A 20298-nucleotide genomic window follows, 5' to 3' on the forward strand; every position below is an offset into this window, starting at 1 on the left:
ATCACGAGAGGGTGGCGAGACGGTCACCGGGCTTCGCGAGCCGTCGCGTACGTTTCCAGCCAGGCGACCTGGCCCGGGTCCAGGGATGGCCGGATGCGTTCGCGGGCCGTCGCCACGTGTGCCGCCGTCACCGTGGACGCTTCGAGCGACTCGCGCATCGCCGCCAGCGCGGCCTCGCGTACCAGGGCGGCGCAGTCGGCGGCCGAGAAGCCGTCGAGCGACGCGGCCAGCGCGGGCAGGTCGACGTCGTCGGCGAGCGGGACGTTGCGGGACGAGGCGCGCAGGATCTCCACTCGTGCTGACGCGTCCGGTGGCGGGACGTAGACCAGCCGCTCCAGCCGGCCGGGGCGGAGCAGGGCCGCGTCGACCAGGTCGGGGCGGTTGGTGGCGCCGACGACGACCACGTTGCGCAGGGCCTCGACGCCGTCGAGCTCGGTGAGCAGGGCGGCCACCACCCGGTCGGTGGTGCCGCCGTCGGTGGCCTGCCCACGGATCGGGGCCAGGGCGTCGACCTCGTCGAGGAAGACGAGCGTGGGCGCGGCTTCGCGGGCCCGGCGGAACAGTTCGCGGACCGCCCGCTCGCTCTCACCCACCCACTTCGACAGCAGCTCCGCGCCCTTGACGGAGAGCACGTTGGCCTTGCCGGTGCCGGCGATCGCCTTGACGAGAAACGTCTTGCCGCACCCGGGTGGCCCGTAGAGCAGCACGCCACGCGGTGGCTGCACGCCGAGGCGGGCGAACGTGTCGGGGTAGGTGAGCGGCCACAGGACGGTCTCGGTCAGTACCTCTTTTACCTCGACCATGTCGCCGACGTCATCGAGCGTGACCGCCGCCAGCTCCAGTGTGGACGAAGACATCGACGTGGGCCGGACCACTTCGAGGGCGGCGTCGAAGTCGGCCATCGTCACGACCGGCGAGGCGCCCGTCGCGCCGGACCGGATACGCAGCGCCGCGCGCACACCGGCTTCGCGGGCGAGCGCGGCGAGGTCGGCGGCGACGAAGCCAGGGGTACGGCCAGCCACGTCGTCGAGTTTGACGTCGTCGGCGAGCGGCATGCCCTTGGTGAGCACGGTGAGCTGCTCACGGCGCATGGCGGCGTCGGGCAGGGGTACCGCCAGCTGTACCGCCAGCAGGTCGGGTGCCCGCAGTGCGGGGTCGACCGACTCGGGCCGGCTGGTGGTGCAGATGACGGCCGCCCCGGCACGTACTGTCTCGGCGAGCACCTGGCGGAACACCGTCGACAGTGGACCGGGCTGCTCGCGCGGCGCGAGCGCGTCGACGTCGGCGATCAGCAGGATCGCTGGACCGCGGGACCGCACCGCGCCGGCAGCCGCGCGGAGCCGGGCGGCGGCGTCGTTGTTGGTGAGCGCCGCTACCTCGGGTGCCCAGATCTGCTCGACGCGCGCGCCGACCTTCCCGGCGACCGCCTGGACGAGCGACGACTTTCCGGAGCCCGCCGGGCCGGTGATGAGCACGCCGAGCGAGACGGTGGTGCCGAGCCGCCCCAGTACCTCGCGGTGGTTGAAGCCGAGATCGAGCAGCTCGCTCAGCTCCTGAGCCTGGGCGCGGAGCCCGGGCAGCTCCTCCACCGTCGGTGCCGGCGCCGGTGCGGCGGCCGCCGTCTTGGAAAGGCCGGGCGTCGTGCCGGGAGCGTGTGTCGCCTGGCCACCCTCCCAGGCGACGACGGTGTCCATTGTGACCAGTGCGGCGTCCGCCGGCTCGACCGCCTCTACGGTCAGCAGGGTGCTCGTCCACGCGTACCCGACGGTGTTCGCGAGACTGCGTCGCGCCCCCTCGATGAGGGTGCGCGTCTCGGACTGGGGCACGACGTCCTGCGGCAGCAGCGACACGTTGTCGCCCGCGGTGACCACCTTGCCCAGGAGCGCGAGCCTCAACATCTCCGGCGACACGGCGGCGACGATCTCCACCGGGCCGGCGAGCGTGACGCGGCCGGCGGCGACGACCGGCGCAGGCGTGATCGTGATCTGGCCCCCGTCGCGGATGCCGAGGTTTCCGAGGATGAGGTCGTCGGCGTAGAGCAGGGCCCGGCTGGCTCCCGGCTCGGCGCGGGCGGCGATGCCGGCGGTGCCGCGGCGGCCGGTGAGGTGCACGGGGTCGCCGGGGCTCAGCCCGAGCGCGGTCAGCACCTCCGGATGCAGCCGGACGATGCCGCGCCTGGCATCCAGCGCCGCTGGACGCATGCTCGCGGTCAGAGTGAGATCGCGTTCGGCCACGCGCCGAGAGTAGCCCGCGCGAGCACCTGAGAGTTCTCTCAGGAGGCTGATGTCGGACGACGTACCGTTTGCGCATGCTCGCACGCCTTCCGGCGCGGCTCCGCCGTGCCCTGCCCGTGGCCGTCGCCGTCGTCGTGGCGGTGACCGGCGCGGTGGTCTGGGTGGCGTGGCCGGATTCGCCGGCCTACACCACCGAGGACGCCACGGTCACGGTGCGCTCCGGTCCGAACGGCGACGAGCCGGTCGACCTGGACACCACGCTGTACCTGCCGGCGGACGCGGACGGGCCCGTCCCGGCGGTGCTCATGCCGCACGGTTTCGGCGGTACCAAGCAGAGCGTCGCCGCCGACGCCAAGGACCTCGCCGAGCTGGGCTACGCGGTGCTGGCGTACACGGCGCGCGGGTTCGGACGCAGCGGCGGCCAGGTGCACCTGGACAACCCGGACTACGAGGTACGCGACGCGCAGCGCCTGCTCGACTGGCTGGCCGCGCGCCCGGAGGTGAGCAAGGACGCCTCCAACGACCCGAAGGTGGGCGTCGTCGGCGGCTCGTACGGCGGCGCGCTCGCGCTGCTGCTCGCCGCCCAGGACCAGCGGGTCGACGCGATCGTCCCGATGATCACCTGGAACGACCTGTCGCGCTCGTTCCTGCCGCAGTCGACCGGCTCCCCGGAGGTGGATGGCGTCTTCAAGAAGGGCTGGGCCGGCTACTTCTTCTCCGGTACCCAGGGCGGCGACCCGACGTGCGGGCGGTTCGCACCGGACATCTGCCAGGCGTACCTCGGGATGGCCACCACCGGACGGGCGACCGCCGAGGCGGTCGAACTGCTGCGCCGGTCCAGCCCGGCGCCCGTGCTCGACCGGATCAAGGCGCCGACCCTGCTCATCCAGGGTGAAGCAGACAGCCTCTTCCCGCTCTCCGAGGCGGACGCCAACGCCAAGGGCATCGCCGCCGCCGGCACCCCTGTGCGGGTCGCGTGGTTCACCGGCGGTCACGACGGCGGCACCGGCCCGGCGAGTGACCGCGATCGCGTGCGGTTCCTGACCGCGCAGTGGCTCGACCACTACGTCAAGGGCGAGGGTGACGCGCCGTCCAACAGCTTCACCTGGTCGCGGGTCGCCGGCTTCAACGCGCTCGACCGGGGCCTCGTCACGAACGGGTTCTCGGTCGACGAGTACCCGGGCCTGCGCGGCACCGACATGCGAGAGGTAAAGGTGGCAGGGCCGCCGCAGATCATCGCGAACCCGCCGGGTGGCAACCCCGCCGCGATCTCCACGGTGCCGGGCGTGGGCGCGCTCGGCGCGGCGGCGTCGGTGGCGGGCGTGGCGATGGACCTGCCCGGCCAGCACACCCACTTCGTGTCGGAGCCGCTGGCCGAGGCGATCGACGTCGCCGGCGCGCCGACCGTGTCGATCCGGGTGGCGTCGCCGACGGGCGAGGCGGTGGTCTTCGTCAAGCTGTACGACGTCGACCCGAACGGGACGGAGACGCTGCCCAGCGGCCTCATCGCTCCCGTGCGCCTGACCGGTCTGCCCGCCACGATCGACCAGGCGCAGCCGGTCACGGTCACGCTGCCCGCGATCGTGCGCCGCGTCGAGGCCGGCCACACGCTGCGGGTCACGGTGGCGACCTCCGACCAGGGGTACGCCACGCCGGCCGAGCCGAACGTCTACACCGTGGCGCTCGGCGGCGGCGCCCTCACCCTGCCGACGATCGCGGGGGCGGAGCCGATCGCGACGACCGCGGCGCTGTGGCGGTGGGTGCTCGCCGCGCTGCTCGCGGCGATCGCGCTGGGGCTCGTGGTGGTCGTCCTGATCGCGCGGCGCAGGCACCGCCGCACCGACATTTCCGTGCACGAGGAGTACGCGGACACGCCGCTCGTCGTCGACCATCTGCGCAAGGAGTACGCGGACGGCTTCGTCGCGGTGTCCGACGTCCACTTCACGGTCGAGCGCGGGCAGGTCGTGGGCCTGCTCGGGCCGAACGGCGCCGGCAAGACGACGACGCTCCGGGTACTGATGGGGCTGACCCAGCCGAGCGGTGGCGAGATCTTCGTCTTTGGTCACCGGCTGGTGCCCGGCTCGCCGGTGCTGTCCCGCCTTGGCGCGCTCGTCGAGGGCCCCGGCTTCCTGCCGCACCTCAACGGCATCGACAACCTCAAGGCGTACTGGCAGGCGACCGGCCGCCCGCTTGCGGACGCGCACTTCGACGAGGCCGTCGAGATCGCGGGACTCGGTGACTCCATCCATCGCAAGGTCCGCAAGTACAGCCACGGTATGAAGCAGCGCCTCGCCATCGCGCAGGCGATGCTGGGCCTGCCCGAGCTGCTGGTGCTCGACGAGCCCACGGACGGGCTCGATCCGCCGCAGATCGCGGAGATGCGCCGGGTGCTCAAGCGGTACGCCACGGACGGCCGGGCGGTGCTCGTCTCCAGCCACCTGCTTGCCGAGGTGGAGCAGACCTGTACCCACGCCGTGGTGGTCAACAAGGGCGAGATCGTGGCGTCCGGCCCGGTGGACGAGATCGTGGGTGACTCGCCGACGGTCCAGTTCGACGTGACCGACGTCGACGCCGCCGAGGCGGTGCTCGACGGGCTCGCCGGCGTGCGTTCGGTGGCGTGGGACGGCAACGGCGGCCTGGTGGTCGACATCGACGGCAGCCCGCGCAGCGAGGTGGTGGCCGAGCTGGTACGCGCCGGCGTCGGCGTCAACCGGGTGGTGCCGCGGCGGCGGCTCGAAGACGCGTTCCTGGCCCTGGTGGGCTCCGAGACCCGGGGGAGTGGCGACCGATGACGACCACGGCGACGGCGGTGGATGGCGCGGCGACCGGCTACCGGCCCGGCCGCACCCTGACGATCCGGAGCGAGTGGCGCCGGCAGGCGTCTCGACGGCGCACCCAGCTCGCGCTCGCGTTCGTGGTGCTTTTGCCGCTGATCATCCTGGCGGCCTTCCAGTTCGGGGGCACCGGCGACGACGACAACGGCGGGGGCGAGTTCTCCAGCCTGGTCGAGCTGGCCACCTCCGGCGGGCTCAACTTCACGCTCTTCACCCTCTTCGTCTCGGCCGGCTTCCTGCTGACCGTCGTCGTGGCGCTCTTCTGCGGCGACACGATCGCCAGCGAGGCGAGCTGGGGAAGCCTGCGGTACCTGCTGGCGGTGCCCGTACCGCGGGCGCGGCTGCTCGCGGTCAAGCTCGTCGTGGCGCTGGCCTACTCGGCGGTCGCTCTGCTGACGCTGGCCGGCACCGCGCTGCTGATCGGCACGCTCCGGTACGGCTGGGATCCGTTGCGCAGCACGGTGGCGGCTGACATCCCGGCGGGCGAGGGCCTGCTGCGGCTGCTCGGCATCCTCGGATACCTGGCGATCGGGCTGCTCGTCGTGGCCGGGCTGGCGTTCCTGCTGTCGGTGTCGACCGACGCGCCACTCGGAGCGGTGGGCGGAGCGGTACTGCTCTTCATCGTGTCGAGCATCCTCGACCAGATCACCGCGCTCGGCGGCCTGCGCAACCTGCTGCCAACCCACTACAGCGACGCCTGGCTGGGGATACTCTCGACACCGGTGCAGTCCGATGACATCGTCAAGGGCACCATCTCAGCGGTGGCGTACGCGACGATCTTCTGGTCGCTGGCGTTCTGGCGGTTCACGCGTAAGGACGTCGTCTCATAGCGTGATCGGCATCACTGAGAAAGCCCGGCCGGGTCAAGCGCCCGTTACACTGGCGACACAACTGAACACCTCATCCAGAGGGGCTGAGGGATACGGCCCGATGACGCCCCGGCAACCACCGCGTAAGTGACTCGACGACGAGTCCGCTCGCGGCAGGTGCCAATTCCGTCCCCTGCCGCACGGCGCGGCGCAGGGAAAGATGAGAGAAGGGCATCACGATGACGTCGACTCTCGACGCTACGGTCACCGGCACCCACGTCCCGCCAAGCCCCGCACGCGCGCTCGTCTGTCGCGGCTGTGGCGCGGAGTACCCCCTCATCGCGCAGCACGCGTGTTACGAGTGTTTCGGCCCGCTGGAAGTGGGCTACGACTCGGCCGCGCTGGCGCGGGTCACGCGGGCGCAGATCGAGGCCGGTCCCAAGAGCATCTGGCGGTACGCCGCACTGCTGCCCGCTGGGCAGGACCCGGCCACGCGGGTCACGCTCGACCCGGGCCTCACGCCGCTGGTCGCCGCACCCGCCCTGGCCGCCGAGCTGGGCGTACGCGGACAGTTGTGGGTCAAGGACGACAGCGCCAACCCGACCCACTCCTTCAAGGACAGGGTCGTGTCGGCGGCGCTCACCGCGGCGCGGGGGCTCGGCTTCTCGCGGTTCGCCTGCGCCTCCACCGGTAACCTCGCCAACTCCGTGGCCGCGCACGCCGCCCGCGCGGGTGTCCCGTCGATCGTGTTCATCCCGGGTGACCTCGAGCCCGGCAAGATCATCACCACCGCGGTGTACGGCGGCGACCTGGTGGCCATCGACGGCTCGTACGACGACGTCAACCGGCTCTGCAGCGAGCTCGTGGAGACCGACGAGTTCGAAGACACCGCGTTCGTCAACGTAAACGTCCGCCCGTACTACGCCGAAGGCTCCAAGACCCTCGGCTACGAGGTGGCCGAGCAGCTCGGCTGGCGGATCCCCGAGCAGGTGGTCATCCCGATGGCCAGCGGCGAGCTGCTCACCAAGATCGACAAGGCGTTCAGCGAGCTGGTGGAGATCGGCCTGGTCGAGGCGCCGGCCAACGGATGGCGGGTCTTCGGCGCCCAGTCCGCCGGCTGCAACCCGATCGCCGACGCGCTGCACCGCGGCGTCGAGGAGATCACCCCGGTCAAGCCGACCGGCATCGCCAAGTCGCTCAATATCGGCGACCCGGCGGCTGGCCTGTACGCCCTGGAGGCGGTGCGGCGCACCGGTGGCTGGATGGACTACGCCAGCGACGACGAGATCCGAGACGGCATCCGCCAGCTCGCACGGACGACCGGGATCTTCGCCGAGACGGCGGGCGGCGTGACCGTGGCCGTACTGCGCAAACTGGTCGAGTCGGGCAAGCTCGACCCGGACGCCGAGACGGTCGTCTACAACACCGGCGAGGGGCTCAAGACGCTCGACGCGGTCGCGGCTCAGGTCGGTCCGACGTATCGGATCAAGCCCTCGCTGCGCGGCGCCAAGGAGGCTGGCCTGCTGCGTTAGTGCAACCGGCAGGTGGACGGTGAGTGACCGGGATGGGAGTTGCATTCCGTAGCCATGAATTTGCCGTCCGTGGAGAAACACCGCTCAGAGGACTTGACGGCGCCATCGGGACGACGCAGGATGCTCCGTGCGGGAGGGCGGTCGCCGTAGGCTTTCGTAGTTCTAACGTCCCAGCGCCGGAGGCGCTGTGCGTCCGTCCCTCCCGACCAAACTGCTCAGGCCACCCCACTCCGGGGCTAATTAGGTCGCGCGCAGTCGGCGCAGGCGAGACCCTCGTGAGATGGACATCGCCGTCACGCCACTCGATCCCGCTGATGACGCACGCGCTCACGAGGCGCACAAGATCATGGCAGCCGCGGTCGCGGCAGACATCCCAGACTTCCCGCCGGTAACCGAGAAACGGTTCTTCGGCATGCTCCGCCATCCCTGGCCGGGCATCAGTTGGCATCATGCCGTGGCGTACCTGGACGGTGTGCCCGCCGGCTATCTGGAGATCGGGCTGCCGGAGCTCGACAACCTCGACAACGCCGAGATTGAACTCTCGGTACACCCCGCTCATCGGCGGCGCGGCGTCGGGCGGGCGCTCTTCGAGTACGCGACAGGTGTGGTCCGCGGTCTCGGCCGCAAGCGGATCGCGGGCATGGCGCTGGACGCTCTTCCCGGCGGAGTCGCTCGCGACCCGGCCGGTGCGGCGTTCGCGGAGGCGATGGGTGCCAAGCCCGCGCTCCAGGAAGTGCGGCGGCGACTCGACACCACCACGCTGGACCACGAGGCGCTCGACGCGATGCTCGCGGCCGCACGCGCCAAGTCGACCGGCTACTCCCTCGTCCTGTGGCGGGGCTCGACGCCCGACGACCTCATCGACGACGTGGCGTACCTGGACGGCCGGCTGCTGTCGGACGCTCCCATGGGCGACCTGGAGTGGGAGGCGGAAAACATCGACGCCGCCCGCGTCCGGGCCGGCGAGGCCGTGAAGGCCGCTCGGGGGCGGCGGTCCTACAGCGCTGGCGCGCGCCACGACGAGACCGGACGGCTGGTCGCGTTCACCGTGATCGACTCAGGCGACGTCGACTGGCACGCGTTTCAGCAGATCACCCTCGTCGAGCCCAACCACCGCGGTCACCGCCTGGGCGCGCTCGTGAAGGTGGAGAACCTGCGGCACGCGATGGCGCACGAGCCCGCGGTGCGAGCCATCGACACCTGGAACGCGGGCGCCAACGATCACATGATCGCGATCAATGAGGCGATGGGGTTCCGTCCGGTGGATGGCTGGCAGAACTGGCAGCTCTCCGTGTGAATCGGGCCGCCCACGGGCGCAGCGGAAGCTCGCGGTAGCCGCCTGCCGCGAGCCCCGCATGCCGTTCGAAGAAGTTGCGGCTGCCGTACGCGCCGGTGAGCAGGTATGACCAGCCGGAGGCGGCCGCGTACGCCAGGAAGAAGACGGGGCCGAGCACGGCGTACTGGGCGACGTGCCGGGTCTCGTGGCGCAGGAGTTCCGCGCGCTTCGGGTCAAGCAGCCACTCGGCGGGGCGCTTGGTGAAGACCACGGTGCCGACCGTGAAGCAGCTCTGCTTCGGCACCTTGAGGCGATATCCGTGCGCCACCAGTACGCCGCCCGGCGCGCGGGTCAGGCGGGTGCGGGTGACCGCGCAGATCAGTATGGCGGCCAGGGAGCTGCCGTTGATCCAGGTCAGGGTGCTACGAATCAGAGGCCACGCGGGCATAGCTCTGAGCATCCCACCGTTTCTGCGGCATGATGGCGGGCATGACGGAGACCCCGCATCATCTGTACGACAAGCACGCCGACACCCTCTCGCGCGCGCTGACCGCTATAACCGAGCGCGGCTACTGGTCGGCCTATCCCGAGTCGCCCAGCCCCCGCGTGTACGGCGAGACCGCCGCCGCTGACGGCGAGGCCGCCTTCCGCGGATACCTGCACCAGCGCTTCCCGCTCGACCAGCCCGGCACCGACGGGTGGGTGGCCACCGAGGCCAGCCCGTTCGGGATCGAACTGGGCGTGACGTACCCGCACGCCGGCGCCGCCGCACTGCTGGCCGCCGCGACCGCCGCACTGCCGGCGTGGCGCGACGCCGGGCCGCAGGTTCGCGCGGGCGTCTGCCTCGAAATCCTCGCCCGGCTGCACGCGCACATCTTCGAGCTCGCCAACGCGGTGCAGTTCACCAGCGGCCAGGCGTTCGTGATGGCGTTCCAGGCTGGCGGGGCGCACGCGCTCGACCGGGCGCTCGAAGCGATCGCGTACGGGTACGCCGAGATGACCCGGCACCCCGCGACGGCCGAGTGGGAAAAGCCGGCCAAGGGCGAGCCGCTGAAGATGACCAAGACGTTCCACGTGGTGCCGCGGGGCGTGGCGCTCGTCGTGGGCTGCAACACGTTCCCGACGTGGAACTCGTATCCGGGTCTGTTCGCCTCGCTCGTCACCGGCAACCCGGTGGTGATCAAGCCGCACCCGCGTGCCGTGCTGCCGCTCGCCGTCACCGTCCGGTACGCCCGCGAGGTGCTCGCCGAGGCCGGGTTCGACCCCAACCTCGTGCTGCTCGCCGTGGAGGAGCCCGGCGAGGCGCTCGCGTCCACACTGGCCCTGCGCCCCGAAGTCAAAATCATCGACTTCACCGGCTCGACCGCGTACGGCGACTGGCTGGAGCAGAACGCGCGCCAGGCCGCTGTCTACACCGAGAAGGCCGGCGTCAACACGATCGTCGTCGACTCCACCGACGACTTCGCCGGCATGTGCCGCAACATCGGCTTCTCGCTGACCCTCTACAGCGGACAGATGTGCACCACGCCGCAGAACATCCTCGTGCCGGCTGCCGGCATCGCCACCGATCAGGGGCACAAGAGCCTCGACGAGGTGGCCGCCGGCATCGCCGGTGTCGTGGGCAAGCTGACCGGCGACCCGGGTCGCGCGGTCGAGCTGACCGGCGCGATCGTCAACGACGGCGTACTGGCCCGGCTCGAAGACGTGCGCTCGGTCGGCGAGCCGGTGCTGGAGTCGCGCTCGGTCGATCACCCGGCCTACGAGGGCGCCGTCGTCCGCACCCCCACCGTCGTACGCCTCTCCGCCGGCGACGCCGAGACGTACGAGCGGGAGTGGTTCGGGCCGATCTCATTCGTCATCGGCACCGACTCGACCGCGCACAGCCTGGAGATCTTCCGGGCCACGGTGGGCGAGCACGGCGCCCTGACCGCCGGGGTGTACTCGACAGACGAGAAGGTGCTCGACGCGGCCGAGTCAGCGGCGCTGGAGGTCGGCGTCCACCTGTCGTGCAACCTCACCGGCGGTGTCTTCGTGAACCAGTCGGCGGCGTTCTCGGACTTCCACGCCAGCGGGGCCAACCCGGCGGCGAACGCGGCGCTCACCGACGGCGCTTATGTCGCCAGCCGCTTCCGTATAGTCCAGTCCCGCCGCCACTCCTAACCCGTGATCATTGCGTCATTCAAGGCGTCATAGCGACTTGAATGGCGCAATGATCACGCGGGGCGGCGCATCTGGAGCTCGGTCAGCACCGGGATCGTCGGGTGCGGCAGCCGCACGGCGGTGTCGACGAAGCCCAGCCGTTCGTACGCACGCAGCGCGCGGTCGTTGCCGACCACCACTTCGAGCAGCAGCTCGGGCCGGCCGGCCGCCCGCGACCAATCGGCCACTTCCTCGACCAGATCGGCGAGCACGCCGGTGCCCCGGTAGGCGGGCGTGACGTACACCGCGAAGATCACCGTTACCTTGGCGTCGTCTGGTGACGCGATGCCGCCCGCGTGCGCGACGAGCCGCCCACCGGCGTCGGCCACGAACTGCGCGCAGTCGTCGCCGCGCGCGTTGCGGGCGACCCGGGCGGCGTACTCGCTGTGTGGGCGGGCAGCGGCGTCGGCGATCGTCTCCAGAAAGGCCAGCGGCGCGTCGGCGAGCATCTCCAGCCGGAGCGCCCGCATGCGCGCGGCATCTTCCGGCCGGATGCGGCGCACCGGCCCTAGTGCCGCTTGAGTAGTCACCCCGTCACCCTAGAGCACCCCGCGAAAGCGCTCGCTGCGCTCACGTTTTCGCGGGGACCCCGCTAGACGGGGGAGACGAGTTGCTCGCCGACCTGCCGGCACAGGTCGGTGCCGTATTCGAATCCGAGCCGCCCCGGGTACCGGGCCAGGACGCCGAGCACCCAGCCGTCGCCGATCGCCAGGCACGCGATGTGCCACAGGCGGTCCTCGTCGCGCAACAGCCAGCCGTTCTTGATGGCGACGGTGGCGGCGATGCGCTCGGGCAGTGTGTGGCGTACGCCGAAGTCGCCCGCGCCGCGCACCTGGCGCATCTCGTCGAGCAGCCAGGGTGTCCACCGTGGACCCGCGGCGCGCCCGTCGGCAAGGCAGACCCCGATCCGGACCACGTCGCGGGCGGACACGGTCGTGTTGCTCCACCAGTCGCCGTACGGGCGGCTGTCGGTGAGCCCACAGATCTTGATGAGCCGGAGGATCGAGGCGTGCCGGCCCAACTCGGCGAAGATGGTCTGCGCGGACACGTTGTCGCTGTCGCGGATCATGATGGTGAGCTGGTGCATCCGCGTTTGCCCTGGCGTGACGCCCTGCTCGGTGGCGCGGCGCAGGTAGTCGGCCGCTATCCAGGACTTGACCATCGACATGGTGTCGCTGGGGGCGGCCAGGTTCGAGCCGCTGATCTCACCGGTACCCCTATCGAGTAACGCCCAGGAGAGAAAGCCGGCACTGTCGACGTACACCGGTCCCGAATGGAGAGCGACCGTCCGCGGCGCCGGCGGTTTCGTGAACTCAGTCCGATGTGGTCTGCTGGCGGCCCGCTGCGGCGGGTCGCCGCCAATATCGACGGCCGTGACCAGCGCTGTCGCGCCCGCCACCACGATGCCGAGGCACGCGACCGCCCGGTGCGCGGGGTGGATTCCGCGAGCGCGATGCCGTCCGGCGCGGTGCCGGCCAATGCGCACGATCGATGGTGTGGACACGGATTGTTCAACGAGACAGGTGCCCTGGTGGGCGCAGGCAGGATGCCGGGTCACGACCATGGAGTCCGTTTTGGGGTAGTGCGCGAGAGGGTGTGCTCGTGTAGCGTGCGATTTCGGCCGCTGTGTTCGACGGACCACCCCGGACCACGGATCGGCGGCCCCGGTTAGGGAACGCCTCAATCGGGGGTTGTCGAAACCCAGCACCATCGAAGTGAGGGAAGTGCACCGTGGCACAGGGCACCGTCAAGTGGTTCAACAGCGAAAAGGGCTACGGCTTCATCGCGGTCGACGGCGGGCAGGACGTCTTCGTCCACTTCTCGGCGATCGAGATGGACGGCTACAAGGCGCTGGACGACGGTCAGCGCGTTGAGTTCGAGATCGCGCAGGGCCAGAAGGGTCCGCAGGCGGAGAAGGTTCGCCTGATCGCCTAGTCCACCGGTCGAAAACGCGTTGAGGCGGGGCGCCGGCAATTCGGCCCCGCCTCGCGGCTTTTCCCGGGCTGGCTTCTTGGTCTTGGCCACACGTTCACCGACCTCGCTTGCACTCGCCAGGGCAGAGTGCTAAACAAGTGATTGGCACTCGCGGTGTGCGAGTGCCAAAGGTCGGGACGGTGGGGTTCCGGTCGCGCAACGCGCGACACGGGGCCGGTCGTCGCGGGCTATCCGGCCCGGCCTACGAAGCGTCACCGCCGCCAGGTGGTGACCTTTCGAAGGTGCGCGCTTCGAGCCAACAGGCTTGGGGCGCACTGGATGTCCAGCCTGGAGGACAACGCCGTATGGCCAAGATGATCGCGTTCGACGAGGAGGCGCGCCGCGGCCTTGAGCGGGGCATGAACACCCTCGCCGACGCCGTAAAGGTGACGCTGGGCCCGAAGGGCCGCAACGTCGTGCTCGAGAAGAAGTGGGGCGCCCCCACCATCACCAACGATGGTGTGAGCATCGCCAAGGAAATCGAGCTCGAAGACCCCTGGGAGAAGATCGGCGCCGAGCTGGTCAAGGAGGTCGCGAAGAAGACCGACGACGTGGCCGGTGACGGCACGACGACGGCGACCGTCCTCGCCCAGGCGCTGGTTCGCGAGGGTCTGCGCAACGTGGCTGCCGGCGCCAACCCGATGGCCCTGAAGCGGGGCATCGAGGCGGCCGTCGCCAACGTCGCGGAGGAGCTGGCGAAGATCGCCAAGGACGTCGAGACCAAGGAGCAGATCGCCTCGACGGCGTCGATCTCCGCTGGTGACGCGACCGTTGGCGAGATCATCGCTGAGGCGATGGACAAGGTCGGCAAGGAAGGCGTCATCACCGTCGAGGAGAGCAACACCTTCGGCCTGGAGCTCGAGCTCACCGAGGGCATGCGCTTCGACAAGGGATACATCTCCCCGTACTTCTGGACCGACGCTGAGCGGATGGAAGCGGTCCTCGACGACCCCTACATCCTGATCGTGAACAGCAAGATCGCTTCGGTGAAGGACCTGCTGCCGATCCTCGAGAAGGTCATGCAGTCGGGCAAGCCGCTGGCGATCATCGCCGAGGACGTCGAGGGCGAGGCCCTGGCGACCCTGGTGGTCAACAAGGTGCGCGGCACCTTCAAGTCGGTTGCCGTCAAGGCCCCCGGCTTCGGCGACCGCCGCAAGGCGATGCTGACCGACATCGCGATCCTGACCGGTGGTCAGGTCGTCAGCGAAGAGGTCGGCCTCAAGCTCGACGCCGCCACGCTGGAGCTGCTGGGCCGGGCCCGCAAGGTCGTGGTCACCAAGGACGAGACCACGATCGTGGACGGCGCCGGTGACCAGGACCAGATCCAGGGTCGGGTCAACCAGATCCGGGCCGAGATCGAGAAGAGCGACTCGGACTACGACCGCGAGAAGCTGCAGGAGCGGCTTGCCAAGCTCGCCGGTGGTGTCGCGGTGATCAAGGTCGGCGCGGCCACCGAGGTCGAGCTCAAGGAGCGCAAGCACCGCATCGAAGACGCGGTGCGTAACGCGAAGGCCGCCGTCGAAGAGGGCATCGTCCCCGGTGGTGGTGTCGCGCTCGTACAGGCCGGCAAGTCCGCCTTCGACAAGCTCGACCTGGTTGGCGACGAGGCGACCGGTGCGACGATCGTGAAGATCGCGCTCGACGCCCCGCTGCGCCAGATCGCCGTGAACGCCGGCCTCGAGGGTGGCGTCGTGGTGGAGAAGGTGCGCAACCTCGACACCAACCACGGGCTGAACGCGGCGAGCGGCGAGTACGTCGACCTGCTCGCGGCGGGCATCATCGACCCGGCCAAGGTGACCCGCTCGGCGCTGCAGAACGCGGCCTCGATCGCGGCCCTGTTCCTGACCACCGAGGCTGTGGTCGCGGACAAGCCGGAGAAGGAGAAGGCCCCGGCCGCCCCGGGCGGCGGGGACATGGACTTCTGAGTCCATCCCTCCACTGAGGACAAGGGGCGAGCCGGTCGGCTCGCCCCTTGTTCGTGTCTAACCTCTGGGCTGGTTACGCTGCTTGTCAGCCCTGGTCATCGCCTGCCGCCCCCGCGCCGGCATGTCGGACGTCGACGCCGACTCGTCGGGCATCCGCTCCATCGGATCCCTGGCGTCCATGTCGCGCCGGTTCGGTGGGGTCTGCTCGTCGAGCCTGCCACCAGCCGTCTCGGCGGGCATGTGCGCCATACGTGCCTTCGCCTCTGTATGGAGATCGTCCTTCGGTCGCTTGTCCTTGGCCATGATCTCCTCCTTCCCCCGACACCGTATGGTCGGCGCGGCGGAGCCTGCGGTGAAACGCGACTATCCACCCACACGTCCCGTTCGTCCCAGGGTTAGAGCTGTTTGCGGTATAGGAAGAAGACTCGCTCGATCCAGGCGCCGGCGTTGCGGGCGTAGAACGGTACCGGGCCTACCCAGCCGATCTGGCTGCGGGTGATGCCGAGTTCGTGCTGTTCGCGCAGGCAGCGGCGGAGGAGTACACCGCCAATGCCCAGGCCCTGTGCGGTGGGGGCGGTGCCCATCGGGCCGAACCAGCTTGGGCGGGACGATCCGAACGCGGCGAACCCCAGGATTTCGCCGGGACCGCGGATCGCCAGGTGCAGGCCGGCGCCCTCACGGTCGATCGAGTGGGCGACCTCGCCGGCCCAGGATGCCCCGAACGTGCTCCGAGCGAATTCCACCAGCGCGTTCGCGTCGTCGGCTGTGGCGCGGCGTACGGTGATGCCCTTGGCCGCCAGGCGTTGCTCGGCCGGCTCGGTTGGGCGTAGCGCGGGGGATTCGGGGTAGGACAGGTCGGCGGTCATGTTCCACGCCGTGCGGTCCTGCTCGTAGCCCAGCGCCATCGCCGCGCACACCGCTGGCGTGTACCGGACGTCGATCCCGGGCCAGGCGTAGTACGGCGGGTTGCCGGCGAGCAGTACCTCGGTCACGCCCAGCCCGGCGAGTGCCGCCTCGGCGCGACCGATCAGCGCCCGCCCGATGCCCTGGCGCCGGGCGTCCGGCCGTACGGCCACCAGGTCGATGTGACCGACTGACTTGTCGCGAAGCGCGATTGAACCGAGCACCGCGCCGGCAACCGAACCGTCGACGGTCGCCACGAAACCCGTACCCGGCTGCTCGCGCAGGCGCGCGACGATCTGCGGCGCCTCGGCGGCGTCTTCCGGAAGGTCGAGGGCCGCGCGGCACAGCTCGACGACCCGGGGTACGTCTTCGTCGGTCAGAGGCGTGATCGAGAAGTCCACGGTGGTGGACCCTAGCGGGCGGCCTGAGCAGCGCGCACGGCGGCGTACGCGTCGACGAGGCCCGCGCCGGTCAGGTTGGCGGGATTGCCGCAGTCGTCGGTGCCGTCGCCGAGGCTGGCGTCGGTCGCGGTGTCGCGCAGGATCTGGCGGGTGCGCGTGAGGTCGCCGACCAGCGCCGGGTTCGCCGACCACATCAGCGCCACGACGCCAGCCACGTGCGGGGTCGCCATGGAGGTGCCGCTCTGCCGGGCGTACCCGCCGCCGGGCATCGCCGAAAGTACGTCGTTGCCCGGGGCGACCACGTCGGGTTTGGACGCGCCCGTGGAGGCGGGACCGCGGCTGGAGAAGTCGGTCACCGCCCGATCTTCGTCGACCGCGCCGACGGTGAGCACGTCCGCGTACGGGGCGGGTGGGTCGTCGATCGATTCGCAGTACGGGCCGGTGTTTCCCGCGGCGGCCACGAAGAAGACGCCGGCCGCCTCGAAGGCAGCGGTGGCGGCGCTCAGCGCTCCGGTGTCGCAGCCCTCGATCGGCGGGCAGCCCCACGAGTTCGTCAACACGTGCGGGGCCCGCTCCGGCCGCCCGTCGGCGAACGGGTCTCCCCCCAACGGGAACGGCGCCAGCATGAACTGCAGGCAGTCCAGGTACCGGGCCGGGTTGCCAAGGTTGCGGTCGAGGTTGGCGCAGGCCACCCACTGTGCGCCGGGGGCCACTCCGACGGTACGGCCGACGGCTGACCCGAGCGTGTGGGTGCCGTGGCCGGCCCGGTCGTTTGGCGTACGGCTCCCGTTCCATGGGTCGAACCAGGAGTCGTCTCCGCCCCGGTACCCGCCCGACAGCGCGGGGTGCTGACCGTCTACACCCGAGTCGGACGTGCCGACCACGACGCCGGAGCCGGTCACGCCGAGCTGCGACCAGACCCGATCGGCGCCGAGCATCGTGATGTTCCACGGTGGCGTGGTCGGTGCGGCGTCGTCGCCGTGGTGCACGCCCTGCTCGGCTGGCAGCGGGCGCAACTGCTGGCTGAGCAGTACCCGGTCGACGTCGCCACGGCGGGACAGCCAACGCCGCACAGCCGGGCCGCCGTCGACCTCGACGGCGTTGACCAGGTAGTACGGGGTGTAGTCGAGGTGCCAGCGCTTCAGGTCGGAGCGCAGGTCGGCCTGGGTCTGCTCGGCGTGCGCCACGAGCCGGCGGTGCACCTCGGTGACGCGGGCGTCGCGGGTGCCCGTGATGCCGCTCAGGTCGGCCCGCGACTTCATGACGACGAAGAGTCGCTCGCCGTACAGGCCAGGCTGGCCGAGTCCGATGTATACCGCGCCGCCGGCCAGGGCCACCACGACGGTCGCCACCGCCGCGATGGATCGCCGGAGCCGCAGGCCGCGCGTCGACGCGTACAAGATGGCCAGCAGGACCGCGATGGCGAGCGAGCAGGCCGCGGCGATGAGGCTCCAGACTGGCTGGTCCCGGCCCGTGCTGAGTAGCAGGCTGATCTCTTCCGGGTCGACGAAGCCGAGCGGCCCGACGGCCGCGAGCGCGACGAGCGCCCACGCCTGCCGCAACGCGGCGGCCGCGAAGCCGAGCGGCGGCAGCACGAGCATCGCGGCGAGCTGCGCGCCGCTCTGGCCGTGGCCCGCGGCGACGAGCAGCAGCGCGACGCCCACGACCAGGCCGCTGACAAAGACGCTCTGGTAGGCGCCGTCGACGGCGTTGGCGGCGAACCAGCCCACGGCGGCCGCCGCGGCCACCGCGACGGTCGTCTCCAGCGCGCCGCCGAGGGCGCCGGTCCAGAACCAGGGCAGCAGCATCGCGAGCCCGCCGGCCACGGCCGGCAGCGAGACCTCCGGGCGCGGCCGGCGCAACGCGACCGCACCGACCAGCGCGAGCAGCGTCAGCGCGGCGAGGTACATCTCGTTTTGCGCCATGGGTATCGCGCGGAGCAGCCCGAGGCCGCCGAGCGCCGCCGCACCGAGCAGCCAGGCACGGCCCGCCGAGCGCACAGCCGTGCCCTGCGGGATCGTGGCGAGCAGAGCCGCCGGTACGCCGACGAGCAACGCGTTGAGCACGCCGATGAACGGCCACATCCAGGCCGGTGTGGCGAGCCCGGAGACGACCAGCACCTGGTCGATCAGCCAGCCCACCGCCTGCGTGACGACCGTCACGCCCACCGCCCACAGTCCTACCAGCACGGCCGCGACCACCGAGCCGGGACTGCTCCTCATGCCCGACAGACTACGGATACCGTGGTGGGGTGCGTGATCCAGCCGTATCTCGAAACGTCGCTGGCCAGCTCTCGCCCGCGCGCCGGGCCGCTGACCTGCGCCGGCTCCAGTCTGAGCGCTTCGACGTGCTCGTCATCGGCGGTGGTGTGACCGGCGCCGGTGCGGCGGTCGACGCGGCGTCCCGCGGGCTCAAGGTGGCCCTCGTCGAGGCGCGCGACCTGGCCGCGGGCACGTCCAGCCGCTCCAGCAAGCTGATCCACGGTGGGCTGCGGTATCTGGAGCAGCTCGAGTTCGGATTGGTGCACGAGGCGCTCACCGAGCGTGGCCTGCTCGCCACGCGCCTGGCGCCGCACCTCGTGCGGCCGGTGCCGATCCTCGTGCCGCTGCCCGGCGACCAATCGGTGCGCGAGCTGCCCGCACGGGCGTGGCGGCGCGCCTACTACGGGCTGGGCGTAGCCGCGTACGACGCGTTCGCGGGAGTCTTCGGTGGCGGGCGCGGCATGCCGCTGCACAAGCACCTCACGCGCGACGGCGCCCGGCGACTCTTCCCGAGCCTGCGGCCCGATGTCGTCACCGGCGCGATCCGGTACTACGACGGGCAGGTCGACGACGCCCGCCTGGTCGTCACCCTGGCGCGCACCGCGGCCAGCCTTGGCGCGGCCGTCGTGACCAGCACGCGCGCCGTCGGCATGGTCCGGCAGGCGCGTGAGGTGACGGGTGTCCGGGTACGCGACATGGAGTCCGGCCACGAGTTCGAGGTACGCGCGCGTACCGTCATCGCCGCCACCGGCGTGTGGAGCGACGACATGTCGAGCATGCTGGGCGACGTCGGCGTGCGGCCCGGGCTGCGGGTGCGCGCGTCGAAGGGCGTGCACGTGGTGGTGCCGCGTTCGGCGATCACCGGTGACGCCGGGCTGATCCTGCGCACGTCGCGCTCGGTCCTTTTCGTACTGCCGTGGGGCGGTCACTGGATCATCGGCACGACCGACACCGACTGGCGGCTTGACAGAGCGCATCCAGCCGCGTCGGCGAGCGACATCGAGTACCTGCTCGACAACGTCAACACCGTGCTCGACCGGCCACTGACGACCGCTGACATCGAGGGCGTGTACGCGGGGCTGCGGCCACTGCTGTCCGGCGAGGCCGACTCGACGTCGAAGCTGTCCCGGGAGCACGCCGTCGTCGAGCCGATGCTGGGCTTGATGCTGGTGGCGGGCGGCAAGTACACGACGTATCGGGTGATGGCCGCCGATGTCGTCGACAGGGCCGCCCGGCGGCTCGGGGTGACCCGGTCGTCCCGCACCGACCAGCTGCCGCTGCTGGGCGCCGACGGGTTCGAGGCGACCTGGCGCGACCGGCTCGACCTGGCGCGGCGTCACGGCATTCAGGCCGGGGTGCTCGAACATCTGCTGGAGCGGTACGGGACGCTGTCGCTCGACCTGCTCGCGATGATCCAGGCGGAGCCGCTGCTGGCCAGCCCGCTCGCCGGGGCTCCTGAATACCTTGCCGCCGAGGTGGCGTACGCGGCGCGGGCCGAAGGCGCCCTGCACGTCGACGATGTGCTGACGCGGCGCACCCGGATCTCGTTCGAGACCGCGCACCGGGGCACGGAGTCGGCCGAGCACACCGCCGAGATCATGGGGCGGGTGCTCGGGTGGGACGCGACGGTGCGGGCTCGCGAGGTCGAGCACTACCTGGCTCGGGTGGAGGCTGAGCGGCAGTCCCAGACGATGCCTGACGACGCGACGGCGGACGCGGCTCGTTTGGGCGCGCCTGATGTACGCGGCTTCGCGGCAGACCGCGGCGCCCTCCCGTCGTGACCTCTTCCTCCGCGAGCCGCTTTTCGTGATCAGGGCGTCCCTCAAGTCGTTAGGGCGACTTCAGGGACGCCCTGATCTTGGGTGATTGGGGGCGGCGCGGGGAACGAGCGGCGCGTACGGTGCGTCGGATGGGCGTGCGGTGGGTTGCTTTGGTGACGGTTGCGGGGTT

Annotated in this window: 15 protein-coding genes and 1 riboswitch; of the genes, 8 read left to right on the forward strand and 7 right to left on the reverse strand. The window is 70.9% G+C overall.

Going from position 1 to position 20298, the window contains the following annotated elements; translation table 11 throughout:
- Positions 1 to 23 precede the first annotated feature (23 nt).
- On the reverse strand, positions 24 to 2201 hold the full coding sequence (locus tag QMG73_RS13475) for an AAA family ATPase (protein ID WP_407676794.1): 2178 nt from the start codon (positions 2199 to 2201) through the stop codon (positions 24 to 26).
- Between the two features lie 107 nt (positions 2202 to 2308).
- Here QMG73_RS13475 and QMG73_RS13480 point away from each other — a divergent pair, with 107 nt between their 5' ends.
- From QMG73_RS13480 to QMG73_RS13495, 4 genes are all read left to right on the forward strand, one after another.
- The gene (locus tag QMG73_RS13480) at positions 2309 to 5026 is read left to right on the forward strand and encodes an alpha/beta fold hydrolase (protein ID WP_281895253.1); all 2718 of its coding nucleotides are present in this window, start codon (positions 2309 to 2311) and stop codon (positions 5024 to 5026) included.
- Entirely contained in the window at positions 5023 to 5898 is an 876-nt protein-coding gene (locus QMG73_RS13485) for an ABC transporter permease (RefSeq protein ID WP_281895256.1), read from the forward strand. The genes QMG73_RS13480 and QMG73_RS13485 overlap by 4 nt, the downstream gene beginning before the upstream one ends.
- Before the next feature lie 67 nt (positions 5899 to 5965).
- A riboswitch (SAM riboswitch) is annotated at positions 5966 to 6104 on the forward strand.
- 12 nt (positions 6105 to 6116) lie between these two features.
- A complete protein-coding gene (gene thrC / locus QMG73_RS13490; RefSeq protein ID WP_281895258.1) occupies positions 6117 to 7409 on the forward strand; it encodes a threonine synthase in 1293 nt (430 codons plus the stop codon).
- Positions 7410 to 7689: 280 nt separating this feature from the next.
- Positions 7690 to 8706 carry a GNAT family N-acetyltransferase gene (locus QMG73_RS13495; protein WP_281895260.1) on the forward strand — a complete coding sequence of 339 codons (1017 nt, stop codon included), beginning with the start codon at positions 7690 to 7692 and terminating at the stop codon, positions 8704 to 8706.
- Here QMG73_RS13495 and QMG73_RS13500 read toward each other — a convergent pair.
- Positions 8645 to 9133 (reverse strand): hypothetical protein, encoded by a 489-nt coding sequence (locus tag QMG73_RS13500; protein ID WP_281895262.1) that lies wholly within the window; start codon positions 9131 to 9133, stop codon positions 8645 to 8647. The genes QMG73_RS13495 and QMG73_RS13500 overlap by 62 nt on opposite strands.
- A 41-nt stretch (positions 9134 to 9174) precedes the next feature.
- On the opposite strand from QMG73_RS13500, the gene paaN reads away from it, so the two are divergent.
- Positions 9175 to 10845: a phenylacetic acid degradation protein PaaN gene (gene paaN / locus QMG73_RS13505; protein ID WP_281895263.1), complete on the forward strand. Its 1671-nt coding sequence runs from the start codon at positions 9175 to 9177 to the stop codon at positions 10843 to 10845.
- Positions 10846 to 10898: 53 nt separating this feature from the next.
- On the opposite strand, the gene QMG73_RS13510 is transcribed toward paaN, so the two are convergent.
- Both QMG73_RS13510 and QMG73_RS13515 read right to left on the reverse strand, forming a co-directional pair.
- Positions 10899 to 11414, reverse strand: a complete 516-nt coding sequence (locus tag QMG73_RS13510; RefSeq protein ID WP_407676791.1) for a GNAT family N-acetyltransferase — start codon at positions 11412 to 11414, stop codon at positions 10899 to 10901.
- A gap of 62 nt (positions 11415 to 11476) precedes the next feature.
- Positions 11477 to 12388: a serine hydrolase gene (locus QMG73_RS13515; protein WP_281895265.1), complete on the reverse strand. Its 912-nt coding sequence runs from the start codon at positions 12386 to 12388 to the stop codon at positions 11477 to 11479.
- Positions 12389 to 12615: 227 nt separating this feature from the next.
- Between QMG73_RS13515 and QMG73_RS13520 the strand changes: the two genes are divergently transcribed.
- Positions 12616 to 12819, forward strand: coding sequence for a cold-shock protein (locus tag QMG73_RS13520; protein ID WP_173040429.1), 204 nt, complete (start codon positions 12616 to 12618; stop codon positions 12817 to 12819).
- A gap of 344 nt (positions 12820 to 13163) precedes the next feature.
- Positions 13164 to 14783 (forward strand): chaperonin GroEL, encoded by a 1620-nt coding sequence (gene groL, locus QMG73_RS13525; protein WP_281895271.1) that lies wholly within the window; start codon positions 13164 to 13166, stop codon positions 14781 to 14783.
- A 57-nt stretch (positions 14784 to 14840) separates the two neighbouring features.
- Here the strand turns inward: groL and QMG73_RS13530 are convergent, their stop codons facing one another.
- The 3 genes from QMG73_RS13530 to QMG73_RS13540 all read right to left on the reverse strand — a co-directional run bounded on the left by QMG73_RS13530 (position 14841) and on the right by QMG73_RS13540 (position 18309).
- Positions 14841 to 15086: a hypothetical protein gene (locus QMG73_RS13530; RefSeq protein WP_281895273.1), complete on the reverse strand. Its 246-nt coding sequence runs from the start codon at positions 15084 to 15086 to the stop codon at positions 14841 to 14843.
- A gap of 92 nt (positions 15087 to 15178) precedes the next feature.
- Positions 15179 to 16087 (reverse strand): GNAT family N-acetyltransferase, encoded by a 909-nt coding sequence (locus QMG73_RS13535; RefSeq protein WP_281895275.1) that lies wholly within the window; start codon positions 16085 to 16087, stop codon positions 15179 to 15181.
- An 11-nt stretch (positions 16088 to 16098) separates the two neighbouring features.
- Positions 16099 to 18309 (reverse strand): S8 family serine peptidase, encoded by a 2211-nt coding sequence (locus tag QMG73_RS13540; RefSeq protein ID WP_281895277.1) that lies wholly within the window; start codon positions 18307 to 18309, stop codon positions 16099 to 16101.
- Between the two features lie 29 nt (positions 18310 to 18338).
- On the opposite strand from QMG73_RS13540, the gene QMG73_RS13545 reads away from it, so the two are divergent.
- Entirely contained in the window at positions 18339 to 20129 is a 1791-nt protein-coding gene (locus tag QMG73_RS13545) for a glycerol-3-phosphate dehydrogenase/oxidase (RefSeq protein ID WP_281895279.1), read from the forward strand.
- Positions 20130 to 20298 lie beyond the last annotated feature (169 nt).

This window comes from Phytohabitans aurantiacus, from assembly GCF_027923225.1.
Lineage (GTDB): Bacteria > Actinomycetota > Actinomycetes > Mycobacteriales > Micromonosporaceae > Phytohabitans > Phytohabitans aurantiacus.

Excerpts from the sequence above, each read along its gene's own strand:
- QMG73_RS13475 (WP_407676794.1), bottom strand. The coding sequence starts at position 2,201 with ATGCGTCCAGCGGCGCTGGATGCCAGGCGCGGCATCGTCCGGCTGCAT.
- QMG73_RS13480 (WP_281895253.1), top strand. The coding sequence starts at position 2,309 with ATGCTCGCACGCCTTCCGGCGCGGCTCCGCCGTGCCCTGCCCGTGGCC.
- QMG73_RS13485 (WP_281895256.1), top strand. The coding sequence starts at position 5,023 with ATGACGACCACGGCGACGGCGGTGGATGGCGCGGCGACCGGCTACCGG.
- thrC (WP_281895258.1), top strand. The coding sequence starts at position 6,117 with ATGACGTCGACTCTCGACGCTACGGTCACCGGCACCCACGTCCCGCCA.
- QMG73_RS13495 (WP_281895260.1), top strand. The coding sequence starts at position 7,690 with ATGGACATCGCCGTCACGCCACTCGATCCCGCTGATGACGCACGCGCT.
- QMG73_RS13500 (WP_281895262.1), bottom strand. The coding sequence starts at position 9,133 with ATGCCCGCGTGGCCTCTGATTCGTAGCACCCTGACCTGGATCAACGGC.
- paaN (WP_281895263.1), top strand. The coding sequence starts at position 9,175 with ATGACGGAGACCCCGCATCATCTGTACGACAAGCACGCCGACACCCTC.
- groL (WP_281895271.1), top strand. The coding sequence starts at position 13,164 with ATGGCCAAGATGATCGCGTTCGACGAGGAGGCGCGCCGCGGCCTTGAG.
- QMG73_RS13530 (WP_281895273.1), bottom strand. The coding sequence starts at position 15,086 with ATGGCCAAGGACAAGCGACCGAAGGACGATCTCCATACAGAGGCGAAG.
- QMG73_RS13540 (WP_281895277.1), bottom strand. The coding sequence starts at position 18,309 with ATGAGGAGCAGTCCCGGCTCGGTGGTCGCGGCCGTGCTGGTAGGACTG.